Source organism: Streptacidiphilus sp. EB103A (assembly GCF_041261405.1).
GTDB lineage: Bacteria > Actinomycetota > Actinomycetes > Streptomycetales > Streptomycetaceae > Streptacidiphilus.
This window is the reverse complement of the sequence record NZ_JBGCAQ010000010.1, coordinates 265,998-282,886: the sequence shown is the minus strand read 5'-3', so window position 1 is coordinate 282,886 and position 16,889 is coordinate 265,998. Positions and strand designations below refer to the sequence as shown.

The 16,889-nt window shown below is 70.7% G+C and carries 18 protein-coding genes; 8 read left to right on the top strand and 10 right to left on the bottom strand.

All coding sequences use genetic code 11. The features are described from left to right. Positions 1-62 precede the first annotated feature (62 nt). On the bottom strand, positions 63-929 hold the full coding sequence (locus ABH941_RS18855; RefSeq protein WP_370130511.1) for an MBL fold metallo-hydrolase: 867 nt from the start codon (positions 927-929) through the stop codon (positions 63-65). A 311-nt stretch (positions 930-1,240) separates the two neighbouring features. Between ABH941_RS18855 and ABH941_RS18850 the strand changes: the two genes are divergently transcribed. Next, complete coding sequence (locus ABH941_RS18850) at positions 1,241-1,636, top strand: VOC family protein (protein ID WP_370130510.1); 396 nt, start codon at positions 1,241-1,243, stop codon at positions 1,634-1,636. Here the strand turns inward: ABH941_RS18850 and ABH941_RS18845 are convergent. After that, a complete protein-coding gene (locus ABH941_RS18845) occupies positions 1,573-2,334 on the bottom strand; it encodes a helix-turn-helix domain-containing protein (RefSeq protein WP_370130509.1) in 762 nt (253 codons plus the stop codon). The two genes, ABH941_RS18850 and ABH941_RS18845, sit on opposite strands and share 64 nt — an antisense overlap. A gap of 88 nt (positions 2,335-2,422) precedes the next feature. Between ABH941_RS18845 and ABH941_RS18840 the strand changes: the two genes are divergently transcribed. Both ABH941_RS18840 and ABH941_RS18835 read left to right on the top strand, forming a co-directional pair. Then, a complete protein-coding gene (locus ABH941_RS18840; protein ID WP_370130508.1) occupies positions 2,423-3,112 on the top strand; it encodes a hypothetical protein in 690 nt (229 codons plus the stop codon). 157 nt (positions 3,113-3,269) lie between these two features. Continuing rightward, on the top strand, positions 3,270-4,214 hold the full coding sequence (locus ABH941_RS18835; RefSeq protein ID WP_370130507.1) for an NADP-dependent oxidoreductase: 945 nt from the start codon (positions 3,270-3,272) through the stop codon (positions 4,212-4,214). A 33-nt stretch (positions 4,215-4,247) separates the two neighbouring features. Here the strand turns inward: ABH941_RS18835 and ABH941_RS18830 are convergent, their stop codons facing one another. Next, on the bottom strand, positions 4,248-4,838 hold the full coding sequence (locus ABH941_RS18830; RefSeq protein WP_370130506.1) for a helix-turn-helix domain-containing protein: 591 nt from the start codon (positions 4,836-4,838) through the stop codon (positions 4,248-4,250). A 64-nt stretch (positions 4,839-4,902) separates the two neighbouring features. Between ABH941_RS18830 and def the strand changes: the two genes are divergently transcribed. After that, positions 4,903-5,589 carry a peptide deformylase gene (gene def / locus ABH941_RS18825; RefSeq protein WP_370130505.1) on the top strand — a complete coding sequence of 229 codons (687 nt, stop codon included), beginning with the start codon at positions 4,903-4,905 and terminating at the stop codon, positions 5,587-5,589. Between the two features lie 15 nt (positions 5,590-5,604). Here the strand turns inward: def and ABH941_RS18820 are convergent, their stop codons facing one another. After that, complete coding sequence (locus ABH941_RS18820; RefSeq protein ID WP_370130504.1) at positions 5,605-6,456, bottom strand: helix-turn-helix transcriptional regulator; 852 nt, start codon at positions 6,454-6,456, stop codon at positions 5,605-5,607. Positions 6,457-6,557: 101 nt separating this feature from the next. Between ABH941_RS18820 and ABH941_RS18815 the strand changes: the two genes are divergently transcribed. Both ABH941_RS18815 and ABH941_RS18810 read left to right on the top strand, forming a co-directional pair. After that, a complete protein-coding gene (locus ABH941_RS18815; RefSeq protein WP_370130503.1) occupies positions 6,558-7,265 on the top strand; it encodes an SDR family NAD(P)-dependent oxidoreductase in 708 nt (235 codons plus the stop codon). A 126-nt stretch (positions 7,266-7,391) separates the two neighbouring features. Next, a complete protein-coding gene (locus tag ABH941_RS18810; protein ID WP_370130502.1) occupies positions 7,392-8,039 on the top strand; it encodes a class I SAM-dependent methyltransferase in 648 nt (215 codons plus the stop codon). Between the two features lie 43 nt (positions 8,040-8,082). Here the strand turns inward: ABH941_RS18810 and dnaB are convergent, their stop codons facing one another. Further along, the gene (gene dnaB, locus ABH941_RS18805; RefSeq protein ID WP_370130563.1) at positions 8,083-10,824 is read right to left on the bottom strand and encodes a replicative DNA helicase; all 2,742 of its coding nucleotides are present in this window, start codon (positions 10,822-10,824) and stop codon (positions 8,083-8,085) included. A 568-nt stretch (positions 10,825-11,392) separates the two neighbouring features. On the opposite strand from dnaB, the gene ABH941_RS18800 reads away from it, so the two are divergent. After that, positions 11,393-12,742 carry an MATE family efflux transporter gene (locus ABH941_RS18800; protein WP_370130561.1) on the top strand — a complete coding sequence of 450 codons (1,350 nt, stop codon included), beginning with the start codon at positions 11,393-11,395 and terminating at the stop codon, positions 12,740-12,742. Between the two features lie 108 nt (positions 12,743-12,850). Here the strand turns inward: ABH941_RS18800 and ABH941_RS18795 are convergent, their stop codons facing one another. The 5 genes from ABH941_RS18795 to rpsF form a co-directional block, all read right to left on the bottom strand. Further along, positions 12,851-14,017 (bottom strand): hypothetical protein, encoded by a 1,167-nt coding sequence (locus tag ABH941_RS18795; protein WP_370130501.1) that lies wholly within the window; start codon positions 14,015-14,017, stop codon positions 12,851-12,853. Positions 14,018-14,239: 222 nt separating this feature from the next. After that, positions 14,240-14,686, bottom strand: a complete 447-nt coding sequence (rplI, locus tag ABH941_RS18790; protein WP_134002658.1) for a 50S ribosomal protein L9 — start codon at positions 14,684-14,686, stop codon at positions 14,240-14,242. 19 nt (positions 14,687-14,705) lie between these two features. Then, positions 14,706-14,942 carry a 30S ribosomal protein S18 gene (gene rpsR, locus ABH941_RS18785; protein WP_030254746.1) on the bottom strand — a complete coding sequence of 79 codons (237 nt, stop codon included), beginning with the start codon at positions 14,940-14,942 and terminating at the stop codon, positions 14,706-14,708. A 140-nt stretch (positions 14,943-15,082) separates the two neighbouring features. Beyond that, the gene (locus tag ABH941_RS18780) at positions 15,083-15,691 is read right to left on the bottom strand and encodes a single-stranded DNA-binding protein (protein WP_370130500.1); all 609 of its coding nucleotides are present in this window, start codon (positions 15,689-15,691) and stop codon (positions 15,083-15,085) included. A 139-nt stretch (positions 15,692-15,830) separates the two neighbouring features. Beyond that, positions 15,831-16,121 carry a 30S ribosomal protein S6 gene (gene rpsF / locus ABH941_RS18775; RefSeq protein ID WP_030254742.1) on the bottom strand — a complete coding sequence of 97 codons (291 nt, stop codon included), beginning with the start codon at positions 16,119-16,121 and terminating at the stop codon, positions 15,831-15,833. 325 nt (positions 16,122-16,446) lie between these two features. Here rpsF and ABH941_RS18770 point away from each other — a divergent pair, with 325 nt between their 5' ends. Then, the gene (locus ABH941_RS18770; protein ID WP_370130499.1) at positions 16,447-16,809 is read left to right on the top strand and encodes a hypothetical protein; all 363 of its coding nucleotides are present in this window, start codon (positions 16,447-16,449) and stop codon (positions 16,807-16,809) included. The last annotated feature ends 80 nt before the right edge of the window (positions 16,810-16,889 follow it).

Genomic DNA, 16,889 nt, shown 5'->3' with positions numbered 1-16,889 from the left:
CCTTCCGCCGTGCCACTGACCACGACGGTAGACCTTGACGCCGACGTCAAGGCCAGCGCGACCTACTCCTCGTCCCCCGCTTCCTCCGTCGCTTCCCCCGCGGTGTTGGCGGCCGCACTGATCTCCAGCAGCACCGGCAGGGTCAGCTCGGCGTAGGTCGCGTTCATCGCGGCCACCAGCGCCGCCGCGTCATGGGGGTGCTCCACCAGGCGGGCGTCGAAGGCGCGCAGATAGTCGGCGGTGAAGTCCAGTACCCGCCCGGTGTCGTCGTCCTGCCCGGGGGCCCGGTGCCCGGCCACCACCCTGGCCGTGCCCAGGCCGCGCAGCACCTCCAGGTTGGCCATCCAGTCGGCGCGCTGCCCGGGCGTCGTCTCCGCGGTCCAGAGGTGCGTCCCGTTGTAGACCAGGTCGCCGGCGATCAGCGCGTCCGCGCTCGGGACGTGGACCACGCTGCTCGCCGAGCAGTCGCCCTGGCCCAGCTCCAGCACGTCCACGTCGGCGCCGTCCACCCGTAGCCTGTGGCCCGGCAGCGGACCCGGCACGACCGGGAAGGAGGTGACGTCGTCGCCGAACACCGGCTGCCACTCGGCCACCTTGGCGAGACCGGTGGCGAGGACTCCCTCGATCACCTCGGGCACCGCGTACACCGGAGTCCCGGGAAAGAGCCGGAGGATCTCCTCGGTGCCGAAGTAGTGGTCCGGATGCGGGTGGGTGATCAGCACCGCCGTCAGCCGACGGGTCCGCCCGGCGACCCACTCGGCGAGCTCCCGCCCCGCGCTCAGGGTCAGCTGGGTGTCGACGAGCAGCGCCTCGGTCGGGCCGTGGACCAGCGCGGACGTGCTGAAGAACGACGCCTCGGGGCCGGTGAAGACCTCCACCACCAACTCCACGGCTCCAGCGCCGACGTCCCCGGCCTCGCTGTGCGTCATCGCGCTACTCCTCCGCTGCGGGTGATCGTCCCCCCAGCCTGCGCGCATCGGGTGGCCCCCGCCGCCTCCCCCGCGCGAACGGGTGAGCCGGCGCCGCGGACGACCGCTGAGCAAGCTGTTCGAGCCGCTGCCCCTGCGCGGAGTCAGCCTCCCCAACCGGGCCCGGATGGGGCTCCGATATGCCAGTACTCGGCCGCCAACTGCTCCGCGCCCCCTACCGGCCCCGCCACGCCGCCCGCACCGTGGACCACGGCTGGGGCGCGTCCGATTCGTTCAAGACCGCTGGGGCTCCTGCCGCCTAGCGTGGCCGTATGACTCCCCGACTTGATCTCATCAGTATCGTCACCGCCGACATGGCGGCCGCGCTCGCCTTCTACCGCCGCCTGGGCCTCGACCTTCCCGACGGGGCCGAGGGCGAGCCCCATGTCGAGGCCGCGCTGCCCGGCGGGTTCCGCGTCGCCTGGGACACCGTCGAGACCGTGCGCAGCCTCGACCCCGGCTGGACGCCGCCGCAGGGCGGTCATCGCAGTGCGCTCGCCTTCCGCTGCGACGACCCCGCCGAGGTCGACAAGGTGTACGCGGAGCTCACCGCGGCCGGCTACCGCTCGCACCGGGAACCCTGGGACGCCTTCTGGGGGCAGCGCTACGCCGTCGTCCTGGATCCGGACGGCAACCCCACCGACCTCTTCGCCCCACTGCCGTCCTGACCCAAGGAAGCCACCCCGAGCAGTTCCCCCAGCGGCACGCCGGCCAGCGCCCGCACCTCCCGGGCCAGATGCGGCTGGTCGGCGTAGCCCGCGTCCGCCGCGACCAGCGCGAACGGCGCACCGCTCCGCGCCGCGGCCAGCGCCCGGTCCAGCCGCAGCACCCGGTCCAGCACCTTGGGCCCGTAGCCGAACAACTCCAGGCATCGCCGCCGCAACTGACGCTCACTCAACCCCAACTCGTCCGCCAGCACGGCCACCCGCACCCCGCGCCGCAGGCCGTCCAGCACCCCGGCACGGACCCGGTCCGGCTCGACCCCGCGCAGCCGCGGCGCCGCGACGGCCTCCAGTTCCGCAGCTGGATCCGCCGCGGCCCCCAGCCGCTCCGTCAGTTCCCGGACCACCCGGTCCGGCCAGAGTCCGTCCAGGGCGACCCTGCGGTCCCGCAGCTCCCAGGCCGGCACGCCGAGCACCGATGCCGCCGTCCCCGGGGCGAACCGCAGACCCGTGATGGTGTCCCCGGCCCTGCTTTCCCCCACATGCGCCACGGTGTCCGGCCCCGCGACTGCCAGCACCCCGCCCATCCAGAGCAGGTCCATGCAGCCGTCAGGGAGCACCCTGAACCGCTCGTCGTCCGGCCCGGTCCAGCGCGTCCACAGCACCGCGCCGGGCACCGCGACCGCCGCCCTTTCCTGGTACACGACCCCAGTATCGCGTCGGGGTCGGCTCAGGGGCGGCTCAGGGACATGACCGATGTGCCCGGGCTGCGGCCCCCGAGATGCTTCCCCCATGACCCCGACGACGCAGAGCAGCACCCAGAACTCCATCTCCGCAGGCGAGTTGACCACCACAGGCACCGCCCTCCTGGCCGGACCGCTGCTGCTGCTCGGCTACGGGGTGGTCCGGCTGCTCGACGGACACCACGGCCCGGGGCCGGGGTGGACGGCAGGCCACATCCTGCTGGTCCTGGGCCTCCTCTGTTTCGTCCCCGCCATGCTCACGCTCCGTCGGACTGCCGCCGGTTCCGGACCCGCCCGCCGGGCGACCGCCACGGCAGGCACCGTCCTCGGCCTGCTGGGCATCGGCGCGGTCCTCGGCCAGGCCGCCGTCGACCTCTACGTGGGGGCCGTCTCCGCCGACCGGGCCGCCATGAACACCCGCTACGACCACTTCCAGAGCCACCCGGGGGTCACCCCGCTGCTCTACTCGGTCGTCCCGGCGTTCTTCTACCTCGGACTGCTCCTGCTCACCGGCGCACTCGCCCTCGGCCGCCCCCGCCGCATCGGCCTGCACGCACCCCTCTGCGTCCTGCTCGGCACCCTGGTCATGGCGGCGAGCCTGGACCTGATGCCGGTCGGCGCCCTGCTCTACAGCGCCGCCTTCGGCCCGCTGGCTCTCTCCCTGCTCCGCCGGGGCCGTGCCGAGGAGCAGTCGGCCGGCTGTCAGTCCCGCCCGAACGGCGTCGGCACCGCCGTCTGACCGGATCCCAGGATTTCCGGTCCTAGGGAAAGCGCTCCGCTCGTCGCTCCGGCCGTCCCGTGGAACTCTCGTCCTGGGAGCGGAACCCCCGCCCCGCACACGGCGTCACCGCTTCACGACCCCACTGCCCCACTACCCCAGGACGAAGGCGATCACGATGTCCGACCTGACCCTCCCCACCAGCGCCAAGGCCGTCTCCTTCAGCGCGTACGGCGAACCCGACGAACTGCGGCTCACCGAGGAGGCCGTCCCGCGGCCCGGCCCCGGGCAGGTCCTGCTCCGCGTCACCGCCGCGGCCGTCAACCCGCTCGACTGGAAGATCCGGCGCGGATTCATGCAGGGGGTCTTCCCGGTGAACTTCCCGCACGTCCTGGGCCTGGAGGCGGCCGGAACGGTGGTCGCCACCGGTCCGGGCGTCGACTCCTGGCAGATCGGCGACGAGGTGTTCGGTTCGGCTGTCGCCGCCTACGCCGAGTACGCCCTCGCGGAGGCCGCCACCCTGGCCGCCCGGCCCGCCGACCTCCCGGTGGCGACCGCGGCGGCACTTCCGGTCGCCGCCGAGACGTCGGTACGGGGCCTGGGGCTGCTGAACCTGAAGCCGGGGGAGACCCTGCTGATCCACGGCGCCGCCGGATCGGTCGGCACCCTGGCCGTCCAGTTCGCGGTCGCGGACGGCGTCCGGGTGATCGGCACGGCGGGGGAGCGGGACCAGGAGGCGCTGCGTTCGCTGGGCGCCACCCCGGTGCGCTACGGGGACGGGGTGATCGACCGGGTCCGCGAGGCAGCGGCCGGCGAGCCGGTGACCGCGGTGCTGCACACCAGCGGCGCCGGGGTCCTGGCGGACTCCGTGGCGCTGGTGGGCGGCCCCGAACGGGTCATCACCATCGCCGATCCCCAGGAGGCGGGCCCGCTCGGGGTCGCCTTCACCAGCGGTGGGAGCGCCGACACCGCCACCGAGGGCCTGGCCCGGGCGCTCGCCCTGCACGCGGCGGGCACGCTGTCGGCCCCGGTCCGCGCCACCTTCCCGCTGGCGGACGCCCCCGCCGCCCACCGGCTCGGCGAGCAGGGCGGCGGCCGCGGAAAGATCGTCCTGCTGCCCTGACCAGCGGTCAGCAGTGCCTCCCCCACGGGCTGATCAGCCGGTACCGCCACCGCCCGACCCGTTGCTGTCCGGCCTGTTGCTGTCCGGCCCACCGGGCAGCAACGGGAACAGCCGGGCGATCAGGGCCACCGGCAGGGCCCCGTCCGGACGGCTCTCCGGCCGCTGCTCGCGCTGCCGGTAACCGGCCAGCACCTGCCGCACCGCCTCGGCCACCCCGTTCAGCTCCTCCGGGGTGAGGTAGACGACGGCGCTGAACGCCTCGTCCCTGCCCTGCCACTGCTCCGGCGCATGGTCCCGCTGGTCCAGCCAACGCTGGTAGCTCTCGTCCTCCAGCCCGCGCGCCAGCTCACCGAAGCCCTCAGTCGGCAGCGCCTTTGGTTCCGGCTCCTCCACGCGCAGCCGCCACGGCCGCGCCCGGCCGCCGCTGTGCGGGGCCTCCTCGATCAGCCCGTAGCGTGCCAACTGCCGCAGATGGAACGAGCACAGGCCCGAGCTGTACCCGAGCCGCGCCGCCGCCTCGGTGGAGGTGAGCGTGCCGCCCCCGGCGAGCAGTTCAAGCAGCCCCTCGCGCACCGGATGGTGCGGCAGCACCCCGGCGTCGTTCCGCAGATCTTCCTCGGTCACTTTGCAAAGTCTGCTACTTTGCAAAGCACTCCACAAGCGTCCCCACGCCCCGAGCGAGGAATCGATGTCCGAGACGCCCCTGATCCACAGCCGGCACACCTCCCGCAGCACGGTGGACCGCCGCGTCCGCGTCCAGGGCGAGCCGGTCGACTCCTACCCGGCGCTGCCGCCGGAGGCGCGGCGCGGGTCGGTGCTGCGGATCACCGAGGTCGGCGAGGAGATCCTGCAGCGGCGCTGCCGCCAGGTGACCGGCGCCGAGTTCGGCAGCCCGGAACTGTCCCGGCTGGTCGACGACATGTTCCGGACCATGCATGTCGCCGAGGGCGCGGGACTGGCCGCCAACCAGGTCGACGTCGACCTGCGGCTGTTCGTCTTCGACTGCCTGGACGAGGACGGCGTCCGCCATGTCGGCCACATCGCCAACCCGGTCCTGGACCAGCCCGACCCGGCCACCCGCCGGCTGATCGACGACGCCGAGGGCTGCCTCTCGGTGCCCGGCGCCGACATGGTCGTCCCGCGCACCGCGCGCACCACCGCCCGCGGCTTCGACAAGGACGGGAACCCGCTGGTCATCGAGGGCAAGGGCTACTTCGCCCGGTGCCTGCAGCACGAGACCGACCACCTCGAAGGGCGGCTCTACCTGGACCGGCTGTCCAAGCGCGACCGCAAGGACGCGCTCCGCCAGACCGCCGAACGCCGCGAGGCCGTCTTCGCCCGCCGCACCCGCCGCGCCGCCGAGCTCGACGGCTGACCCACTCCGGCGGTTTCACGTGGGGCCTTCAGCAGCAGCTTTCACGAGTGCCTGCGTGCCGATCACCGCCAGCAGCGCCAGCCGCTCGGCGTCCTCGGTGCCGGGTTCGGCCGTGTAGACCATGATCCGCAGATCGCTGCCCGCGACGCTGAGCACGTCGCAGTCCAGCGTCAGCGATCCCACCTGCGGGTGGTCGATGGTCTTGCGCGACGCCTCCTGGTGTCCCACCGCGCCGGAGTCCCACAGCTCGGCGAACCGCTCGCTGTTGCCGCGCAGGTCAGCGATCAGGCGCCGCAGACGCAGGTCCGCCGGGTAGCGGCCGGCCGTCGCACGCAGGTCGGAGACGACCGCGGTCTCCAACGCCCGCCGGGACTCCGGCGTGTGGCGGACCCGGCTGCCCGAGCCGAGGAAGTTCCGCCACGCCCCGTTGCGCTCCTTGCCGTGCCGTTCACCCATCAACGCGGTGTAGAGCGGATTGGCCAGCAGCAGCGTCCACGCCGCGTCGGAGACCGCGACCGGCGTCCCGGTCAGCCGGTCCAGCATCCGCTGCACGCTGGGCGTGATGTAGGCGGGCACCGTGCCCCGTCCCGGCGCAACCAGCCCGGCGACCCGGAACAGATGCTCACGCTCGTCCCCGTTCAGTCGCAGCGCCCGCCCCAGCGCTTCCACGACCTGCTCCGACGGGTTGGCCGCCCGGCCCTGTTCGAGGCGGGTGACATAGTCGACCGAGATCCCGGCCAGCAACGCCAGCTCCTCCCGGCGCAGTCCGGCCGCGCGCCGATGGCCGCCGACCGGCAGCCCGGCCGCCTCCGGCGGGACCCGGTCACGCCAGCGCCGCACCGTTCGCCCGAACTCCGTGGTCGCCATGCCACCACTGTGCACCGCCCCGCCCGCGGGTGCCTGGTACTGGCAGTCCCAGGAAGACCGGACGCCTGGCTGACGGCATCGCCGCGCAGCATCGTGGAGGCATGACAACGACACTGATCACCGGAGCGAACAAGGGGCTCGGCTTCGAGGCCGCCCGTCAACTCATCGCCGCAGGCCACACCGTGTACATCGGCAGCCGGGACCCGGAGCGCGGCCGTCGCGCCGCCGAGCAGTTGGGCGCGCGGCTGGTCGTCATCGACATCACCGACGACGCCTCGGTCGCCGCGGCGGCGAAGACCATCGAGGCCGACGGCGGCCTGGACGTGCTGGTCAACAACGCCGGCGTGGAGGAGCGGGCCGAGGACAACGGCATCATCGGTGCCGCGGACCTCACCGCCGACCTGATGCGGAGCACATTCGAAACCAACGTCTTCGGGACGGTACGCGTCACCCACGCGTTCCTCCCGCTGCTGCAGCGCTCCGCCGCCCCGGTCATCGTCAACCTCAGCAGCGGCCTGGCCTCGCTCACTCGCGTCACCACCGCCGACACCCCCACCTACGCCTACCCCGGCGTCGCCTACCCGGCCTCCAAGACCGCCGTCAACATGGTCACCGTGCAGTACGCCAAGGCGTTCCCGAACATGCGCATCAACGCCGTCGAGCCCGGCTTCACCAAGACGGACCTCAACGGCAACACCGGCATCCAGACCGTCGAACAGGGCGCCGAGATCATCGTCCGCATGGCCCAGCTCACCCCGGACGGCCCCACCGGCACCTACACCGACGCCGACGGCCCGCTGCCCTGGTGACCGACCCACCCACAACGGCCGCCCCAGCCGACGATGTTGGCACGCAATCAGACCTTCCCGATACGCTGCGGCTCACGTCGATCCGCGCACCGTCAACGTGTCAGTGGCGTCCGCTACAGTCCCCGAATGATCGAACCCGACTCCCTCCACGCCACCCGCGACGCCTACGACGCCGTCGCTGCGCTCTACGCGCAGCAGTTCGCCGACACCCTGCTCGACCGACCGTTGGAGCGGGCACTGCTCGCCGCGTTCGCCGAGTCCGTGCGTGCGGGTGGTGACGGCGAGGTCGCAGATCTGGGGTGCGGGCCGGGGCATGTCACCGCCCATCTGCGGGGGTTGGGGCTGCGTGCCTTCGGCGTCGACGCGTCGCCCGCAATGATCGGGCTGGCCCGGGAGGCCAACCCGGATCTGCGATTCGAGGTGGGCTCGATGGCATCGCTCGACATCGCGGACGGTGCGCTGAGCGGGGTGCTCTCGCGGTACTCGATCATCCACACCCCGCCGCAGGACCTGCCGTCCGTGGTCGCAGAGATTGCCCGGGTCCTGGCCCCCGGCGGCCAGTTGCTGATCAGCTGTTTCGCCACCGACGACCCTGCGATCCCGACGCAGTCCTTCGACCACTCGGTGGTAACGGCCTACCGTTGGTCGCCGGACCACCTGACGGGGCTGCTGCGCGACGTCGGCGTGAGCCAGGTCGCCCGGGTTCTGTGCGAGCCGAAGCCCACCGACAAGCGGCAATTCCAGGAGCTGCAACTGCTGGCTGCCAAGAACTAGCCAGTGCTCCGAGAAGCAGCCTGCCTGGCCCGGATCCACTTGCTCAGCTCTGGGCCATGTCCACGAAGCGGGAGTAGTGACCCTGGAAGGCCACGGTGATCGTCGCGGTGGGCCCGTTGCGGTGCTTGGCCACGATCAGGTCAGCCTCGCCGGCGCGGGGTGATTCCTTTTCATATGCGTCCTCGCGATGCAACAAAATGACCATGTCGGCATCTTGTTCGATAGATCCACTTTCGCGAAGGTCTGAAACCATCGGCCTTTTGTCCGTTCGCTGTTCGGGACCACGGTTCAGCTGCGACAGCGCGATGACTGGCAGCTCGAGCTCCTTGGCGAGCAGCTTGAGGTTTCGCGACATCTCGGAGACCTCCTGCTGCCGGCTCTCGGGCCGCCGCGAGCCGCCGTTCTGCATCAGCTGGAGGTAGTCGATCACCACCAGCCGCAGGTCGTTGCGCTGCTTCAGCCGCCGGCACTTGGCCCGGATCTCCATCATCGACAGGTTGGGGGAGTCGTCGATGAAGAGCGGAGAATCGTTCAACTCCGGCATCCGCCGCGCCAATCGGGTCCAGTCCTCGTCGGTCATGTTCCCGGAGCGCATATGGTGCAGCGCGACCCTGGCCTCCGCCGAGAGCAGACGCATGGCGATCTCGTTGCGCCCCATTTCCAGGGAGAAGAAAACGCTCGGAATCTTGTGCTTCACCGAACAGGAACGGGCAAAGTCCAGAGCCAACGTGGAGTTGTGGACGACGATGTCGTTGGCGACGAAGTTGTGCGTACCGTCCACCGTGAGGTCGTAGACCTCGGCTTCTCCGTCCGGAACCACGGATTCGACCCGGTCCCACTGGACATCAGAGGTGGCAATGTCCGCCAGCATCTGAGAGTTCAGGGCCTTCGCAAGTTCCAGCAGCCGGTGGCGACTGACCTGCTGTCCGACATGCCAGTTGTGCGTGCGGGAGCGCCCTGTGCGGGCGCTGATCTCGGCCCAACTGCGGTCACCCTTCTCCGCCTTGATCAGGTCCCACACCTCAGAGGGGATCAGATCGAGGTTGGGCTGACCAACCCGGTCGCCGCAGGCCGCGAGGACCTCCTCGACCTGGCGCTCCTTCGAGAAGATGCCGACCCGCGCCGCGAACGTGCGGATCTGGTCGATGTCATGGATGAGCACCTGGAACGCGACCCGCCGTTCGCCCTGATAGGCGACGGTACGGCGGACCACCTTGGCCACGATGCCGAGGCGGAGCAGCAGATGAGCGACATCGTCGGCCAGCCGCTTGCTGACGGAGCAGTAGCCGATCTGCGGTTGGTTCGCAGGCTTGGAAACCGAGGCCCAGCCATCAGTGGCGTAGAGACGGGACAGGAAGAGGGCGATCTGGTGCTCAGGGAGCCGGAAGAAAGCCTCGGGAACGAACTTGGTGTGGCTGCTCGCCCCCATCAGGCCCCATTCCGCCAACCGGGCCGTCAGCGGGTTCTGTCCCAGCGTCGCAGCAGAGAAGCCCAGCCGGGAGGGGTGCTCGTGCTCGCGGACACCGAGGAGGGAGCAGTCTGCGTCACTGCATCCCCGAGGTACTGCATGATGCACCCGAAGCAGGGAGTCCTTTGCCCATCGCGCGGCGTCCGTGCGGATCGCTTCGGAACAGGCGGTCAACTGCGGCGTAGCGCTCGTCAGGGAGCCGTCTCCCAGAAGGTAGCCCGTAAGCGCCACCAGGGAGCTGGGCAACTCGACCGAAGGCAGACACGGCAAGGAGCGAGCCACCGCGATGCGATCACCTGGACGCAATTCCTCCAGGGAAACCCAACCGCGCAGCGTGCGGAAGGGATGGTTCGCTGTGGCCACGATGCTCCGGCCGAGCTGGGTCGTAAGTTTGAAGGTCGCCCGGCGACCGTTCGGGATGAAGTCGGACGGCCTGATCGGGGCCAACTTCCAGTCATCCCGAAGGGTGTGCACGGTCAGCCGCTCACCGGCCCGACCTCGCCGTACAAAATCCTCGACCGTAATGCGCTCGCCGCTGTCGGCCTCGACAATGACTGTCGTGGACACGACGCATTTACCCATCGCGGGCCTCGCCGCCACGACGATCATCTGGCCCGGGTGCAGGCCGTTGGTGAGGGAGTCCAGGTCGGCGAAGCCGGTGGGGACGCCGGACATCTGGCCGCTGCGGGAGCCGATGGACTCGATCTCGTCGAGGGCACCCTCCATGATCTCGCCCAGGGGGGCGTAGTCCTCGTTGGTGCGCTGCTCGGTGACGGCGTAGATCTCGGCCTGGGCGGCGTTGACGATCTCGTCGACGTCGCCCTCGGCGGCGTAGCCCATCTGCGCGATGCGGGTGCCGGCCTCGACCAGGCGGCGCAGCACCGCGCGCTCGTGGACGATCTCGGCGTAGTACTCGGCGTTGGCGGCGGTGGGGACCGAGTTGACCAGGGTGTGCAGGTAGGAGGGGCCGCCGACGCGGGTGATCTCGCCGCGCTTGACCAGTTCGCTGGCGACGGTGATCGGGTCGGCCGGTTCGCCGCGTGCGTAGAGGTCGAGAATGGCGCTGTGGATCAGCTCGTGCGCGGGGCGGTAGTAGTCGACCGGCTTCAGCACCTCGACGACGTCGGCGATCGCGTCCTTGGACAGCAGCATGCCACCCAGCACCGACTGCTCGGCCGCGAGGTCCTGCGGGGGGACCCGCTCGTAGGCGGCGGAGTCGCCGCGCGAGTCGCCCTTGCTTCCGGCGTTGTCGTAGGACGAGCGGTCCGCCTGGTTGCCGCCGGAGCCGCCCTTCCCCTTGAAGACCTTGAAAGGCATCCGGTCGCCCGGGCTCTGGCTCGGCGGCGGCGGCCACTCCTCGTCCGGGGGCGGTACCTCGTCATGGTCGTCGTACGGCACGTCGCTCACCGGGCACCCCCGCCGGAGGCCCCTTCGCGTCCCTGCTGCATGCCGCGCCTCCTGATGTTTCCGCCCCGTGCCCGGCCGTCCCGCCGTCACTCTCTTCTATACGGCACCCCACTGACACCGGGGCACCTGCACCCTCTGCGGCGCGTCGGCGGAACGCTCACGCTAAGGGGGGATCAGCCCATCGGCCAAGATGGTTATCCACAGGCCATGTGGATGAAGGGCCCCGGACTGTGGAGAACCGACCCCAAGCTGTGCACGGTCCGGGGGACAACCTGTGGATAACCCGAAGATCTTTCCACCGTCAACACGCTGACCTGGAATAACACCCATCACCCCTTGTGCAGGAGAAAAATTTCACGCAGAGCATGAAGATCACGACCAGGGGTGCGCGAACCGCTACTCGGAGCACTCAGGCGTAATACCTGAAACTGGCATGCGAATATTACCTGTGGATGAGTACGGTAGGACCATGCGACCGATGTCCCCCGCCCTCTCCCCGCCGCCCGTCCGCCGGACCGGGCACAACCGGGAGATCCTCACCCTGGCGGTACCCGCCTTCGGCGCCCTCATCGCCGAACCGCTGTTCCTGATGGCGGACTCCGCCATCGTCGGCCACCTCGGCACCGCCCAGCTGGCCGGCCTGGGCGTGGCCGCCTCGCTGCTCTCGACCCTGGTGGGGGTCTTCGTCTTCCTCGCCTACGCCACCACGGCGGCCGTCGCCCGCCGGGTCGGCTCCGGCGACCGCAGCGCCGCCGTCCGGCAGGGCATCGACGGCATCTGGCTGGCGGTCTTCCTGTCCGTGCCCGTCGTCGCCCTGGCCGTGGGACTGGCCCCCGAGCTGATCCGGGTCTTCGGCGCCTCCCCCACCGCCACCCCCTACGCCGTCGACTACCTGCGCATCAGCGCCGCCGGAATCCCCGCCATGCTGATCGTCATGGCTGCCACCGGCGTGCTGCGCGGTCTCCAGGACACCCGCACCCCGCTGGCGGTGGCCGTGGCGGGCTTCACCGTCAATCTGCTGCTCAACCTCGGCCTGGTCTACGGCGCCGGGCTCGGGATCGCCGGCTCCGCCCTCGGCACGGTGATCGCCCAGTGGGGCATGGCCGCGACCTATCTCGCCGTCGTCGCCAGGGGAGCGCGCCGGCTCGGACTGCTCAGGACCCGCGCCGACCTGCGCCCCGACCTGCCCGGCATCCGCGCCTGCGCCACCGCCGGAGCGCCGCTGCTGGTACGCACGCTCAGCCTGCGCGCCATCCTGCTCATCGCCACCGCCGTCGCCGCCAGGCTCGGCAACACGGCGATGGCCTCCCAGCAGATCGCCATGTCACTGTGGAACTTCCTGGCCTTCGCCCTGGACGCGATCGCCATCGCCGGGCAGGCCATCATCGGCCGCTACCTGGGCGCCGACGACACCGGGGGAGCCCGCGCCGCGACCCGGCGGATGGTGGAGTGGGGTATTGGCACCGGGGTCCTGCTGGGCGCGCTGCTGCTGCTCGCGCGCCCCCTCTATCTGCCGCTGTTCACCGACGACCCCGCGGTCAGGCAGCAGCTCGGCACCGTTCTGCTGATCGCCGCGGCCTCCCAGCCCGTGTGCGGCGTCGTCTTCGTCCTGGACGGCGTGCTGATGGGCGCCGGCGACGGCCCCTACCTGGCCTGGGCCATGCTGGGCACGCTGGCGGCGTACGCGCCGGTCGCGCTGACCGTCGGCAGCGGCAGCCTGGTCGCGCTCTGGGGCGCCATCGCCCTGTGCATGACCGTCCGGCTGCTCTTCCTGACCCTGCGGGCCCGCACCGGGGCCTGGCTGGTCACCGGTGCGGTACGGGCCTGAGGCCCTGCGACTGCGCCTCTGCCTGCGCCTGCGCCCGTGCCCGTGCCCCGAACGCAACCCGCTGCACCTTCCAGCCCAGCCCGCGCACACCCCAACACAGGAGCCCTCCTAGCGCAGCCTGCGCTCGTAGAAGGTCGTCCGGTGCAGCGGCCTCCCGCCCATCCCCCGGTACGGCGCCTCCGCGGCCCGGTCCCCCTCCGGCACCCGGTAGCCGCGCAGGGTCCGGTAGCCCGCCTCCCCCAGCGCCCGGTAGAGCTCGCGCGCCAGCAGGGTGAGGTAGCCCCGCCCCTGCCACTGCGGCAGGGTGCCCGAGGCGACCAGCGCCGCCTCGTCCGGGTGGTTCCCGCGCCACGCCGCCGCGCGCAGCGCCAGCCGCTGCCACTCCGAGGGCCGCCCCCGGGTGGCCACCAGGAACGGGGAGACGTCCGGGACAGCCAGCAGGAAGGCCACCGGCTCACCCGCCCTGGTCAGGTAGAGCGGCAGCCGCTCGTCCAGCACCCGGCTCAGCCCAGCCGCCCGCTCGGCGAAGTCCGCGGCGGAGATCTCGGTCCGCTGCTCCACCTGCTCCGCGGAGGCGTTGAGGATGTGCCGCAGCACGGGGAGAATCCGCCGCAGCGAGCGCCGGCTCCCCCGGTGCACCCGGAGCTCCTCGTCCCGCATCCGCTGCTCGTCCACCACGAAGGCCTTCTCGGGGCGCAGCCGCCCGGGGTCGTCCAGGCCCTCGACGATCCAGGTCCGGCCGGGCCAGCGCCGCCTGAACCCCAGCCGCTCGTAGGCGGCCGGGTAGTAGGCCGGGCTCCAGCCGCCGCCGCTGAAGCCGCGCTCGGCGAAGCCGGAGACCAGCACCCCGGGGGACTGGTCCGGCAGCAGCTCGACCGGGCCGAGCAGCAGGTCGCAGCCGCTCACGGTGGCCGCCTGCTCGGCCAGGTCCAGCAGTTCCTTGGCCGGGTCGCCGCCGCCGACCACCAGCGCCGGATCGCTGCGCGCGTCGGCGAACTCGGTGAGGCCGAACAGCTGGACCTGCCGTCCGACCCGGGCGTCCAGCGCGCTGTTGCGGTGCAGGCAGGTGCGCCCCACCACCCGGCCGCCGCGGTCGCGGGCCAGATAGAGGTCGACGGGTCCGTAGCGACGCTGCGGTCCCGTCCCCTCGTACCAGGCCCTGATCCGGCGTTCCGGCACGGGCACGTAGCGGGACTGCGTATGGAGGCGCAGCGGCAGTTCGCAGAACTCCCGCAGTGCCGCCCGGTCGGTCACCTTGGTGACCTCGATGGCCATGACCTCTCCCTGATAAGTTACTGGTCAGTACCACTTCATCGTGCGGGCCGTCGCAGGGCTTGGAATCCGTGGAGCTACTCAGACCGGTACTCAAAACCGGTACTCAAAAGACTGCCGTCCGCCTCTGAGTACGCGCGGGAACGCCGGAAAGGCCGGTCCCCCGCAGAGGGGACCGGCCTTTCCAAGGGCTCGGCGAAACCGCAGAGCCCGGTACGGCGTGCGTCAGGCAGCGACCACGTTGACGTTGATCTTGGCGACCACGTCGGAGTGCAGCTTGACGGTGACCTGGTGGGCACCGGTGGTCTTGATCGGCGAACCGATCTCGACGCGGCGCTTGTCGACCAGCGGGCCGTCGACGGCCTTGATGGCCTCGACGACGTCGCTCGGGGTCACCGAGCCGAAGAGCCGGCCCGCGTCGCCCGCACGCACGGCGAGCTTCACGGCGACGGCCTCGAGCTTGGCCTTGACCTCGTTGGCCTGCTCCAGGGTCTGGATCTCGTGGATCTTGCGGGCGCGACGGATCGCGTCCACATCCTTCTGGCCGCCCTTGGTCCAGCGGATGGCGAAGCCACGCGGGACCAGGTAGTTGCGGGCGTATCCGTCCTTGACCTCGACGATGTCGCCGGCGGTACCGAGGCCGGAGACCTCGTTCGTGAGGATGATCTTCATTGTTCGGTCACCCTCCTATTCAGCGAGCGGTCGAGGTGTAGGGCAGCAGAGCGACCTCGCGGCTGTTCTTCACAGCCGTGGCCACGTCGCGCTGGTGCTGGGTGCAGTTGCCGGTGACCCGGCGGGCGCGGATCTTCCCACGGTCGGAGATGAACTTGCGAAGCAGGTTCGTGTCCTTGTAGTCGACGTAGGTGATCTTGTCCTTGCAGAAAACGCAAACCTTCTTCTTCGGCTTGCGTACAGGCGGCTTCGCCATCATGTACTCCAACTGGTGTTCACGATCCGGTCGTTGCCCTCGCGGTTGCGAGAACGACGCCCGGGTCGCACGGGATCAAGTCTGAGCGGGCTGCCATCCGGGGAAGGGCAGCCCAGCACACTGCTGTCGTCCGATGAGGACTAGAACGGAGGCTCGTCCGAGAAGCCGCCGCCGGCCGGGGCACCCCAGCCGCCGCCGCTGCCGCCGGACTGCTGTCCGCCGCCCGCCGGGGCGCTGGACGCCCAGGGGTCGTCGGACGGAGCGGACTGACCGCCGCCGGAGTTCTGCGAACCCCAGCCACCGCCGTTGCCGCCCTGCTGGCCGCCGAAGCCACCGCCGCCGCCGTTGCCGCCGCCGAAGCCACCGCCGCCCTGACCGCCGGTCCGCTGGGCCTTGGTGACCTTCGCGGTGGCGGAGCGCAGCGACGGGCCGACCTCGTCGACCTCGACCTCGTAGACGGTGCGCTTCTCGCCCTCTTTGGTGTCGTACGTACGCTGACGCAGACGCCCCTGGACGATGACGCGCATACCGCGCTGAAGCGACTCCGCGCAGTTCTCCGCCGGCTGACGCCAGACGTTGCACGTGAGGAAGAGGCTCTCGCCGTCCTTCCACTCGTTCGTCTGACGGTCGAAGGTGCGGGGGGTTGACGCGAGGCGGAACTTCGCGACGGCCGCACCCGACGGCGTGAAACGCAGCTCGGGGTCGTCGACGAGGTTGCCGACGAGGGTGATGACGGTCTCGCCTGCCATGGTGGTTTACGACCTCTCGGTGGGAGCGGTTCCGTTCAAGCAGTGCTCACCGCGCCGGCCGTACGGACGGCCGTGCGGTGCAGTGCCTCATTGCTCCGCCGAGCTGATGCTCGGACGAACGGGGCACTTGGGAAAAACCTCAGTGGGTGTCCGGGCGGAGCACCTTGGTGCGGAGGACCTGCTCGCTCAGGTTGAGCTGCCGGTCGAGCTCCTTGACGACCGCAGGCTCAGCCTTGAGGTCGATCACCGAGTAGATGCCCTCGGACTTCTTGTTGATCTCGTACGACAGACGACGACGACCCCAGGTGTCGACCTTCTCCACATTGCCGCCGCCGGTGCGGACGACATTGAGGAAGTTCTCGATCAGGGGGGAGACAGCGCGCTCCTCGACATCGGGGTCGAGGATCACCATGACCTCGTAATGACGCATGTGGAACCCACCTCCTCTGGACTCAGCGGCCACGGTCTTTCCGTGGCAGGAGGGTTTTTGAACGCGTCGCAACAGTAGTGGTCGGCACTGACAACGAGGCGGAGAACCGCAACGACAGCGCACGGGTCGCGGCAACAAGCCGCGCCACACCGGTGCAGACGGTCCAGCCTACAGGCACCCGAATGGGGTCTTGAAATCCACCCCCGAATCGCCGCAATCTGTATACATCGGGTAGGGGGCGCGCTACAGTGCGCCATCCTCACCCGTGGCCGTACGGCCGCCCCCGGCCGACGGTCCAGGCAACCTCCCCAAGGAGGCGGGTCCCATGGCACATTCGATCGGTCCCTCACAGCCGCAGCAGAACCAGCCGTCCTCTTCGCTGCCCTCGCTCGCGCCGATGTCCCCCTACGGGCCCGGCTCACGGCTCCACACCGGCGACGGCAAGGCGCATCCACTGGCGGACACCCTGGCCGGGGTCACCCTGATCCTCGCCGCCATCGCCATCGCCACCTGCATGTTCCGCGGTCTGCACCTGGTCGCCTCCTGGACCGGCCTGGTCGGCATCGGCACCGCGGCCGTGGGCCAGTACATCTCCGTCACCACCATGGAACGCTTCGTCCTGGTCTGCGCCGGGGTCGCGGCCGCGGCCGGCTTCGGCATCGGTCTGGCCCACGGCGGGCTCTACTGACCCGACTCTCAGCAGCGCCCCTATGGGGGTGCCCCACCTGGGCAGTAGGCTTCGCGATTGACGCGAACTGAAGCCCGAGG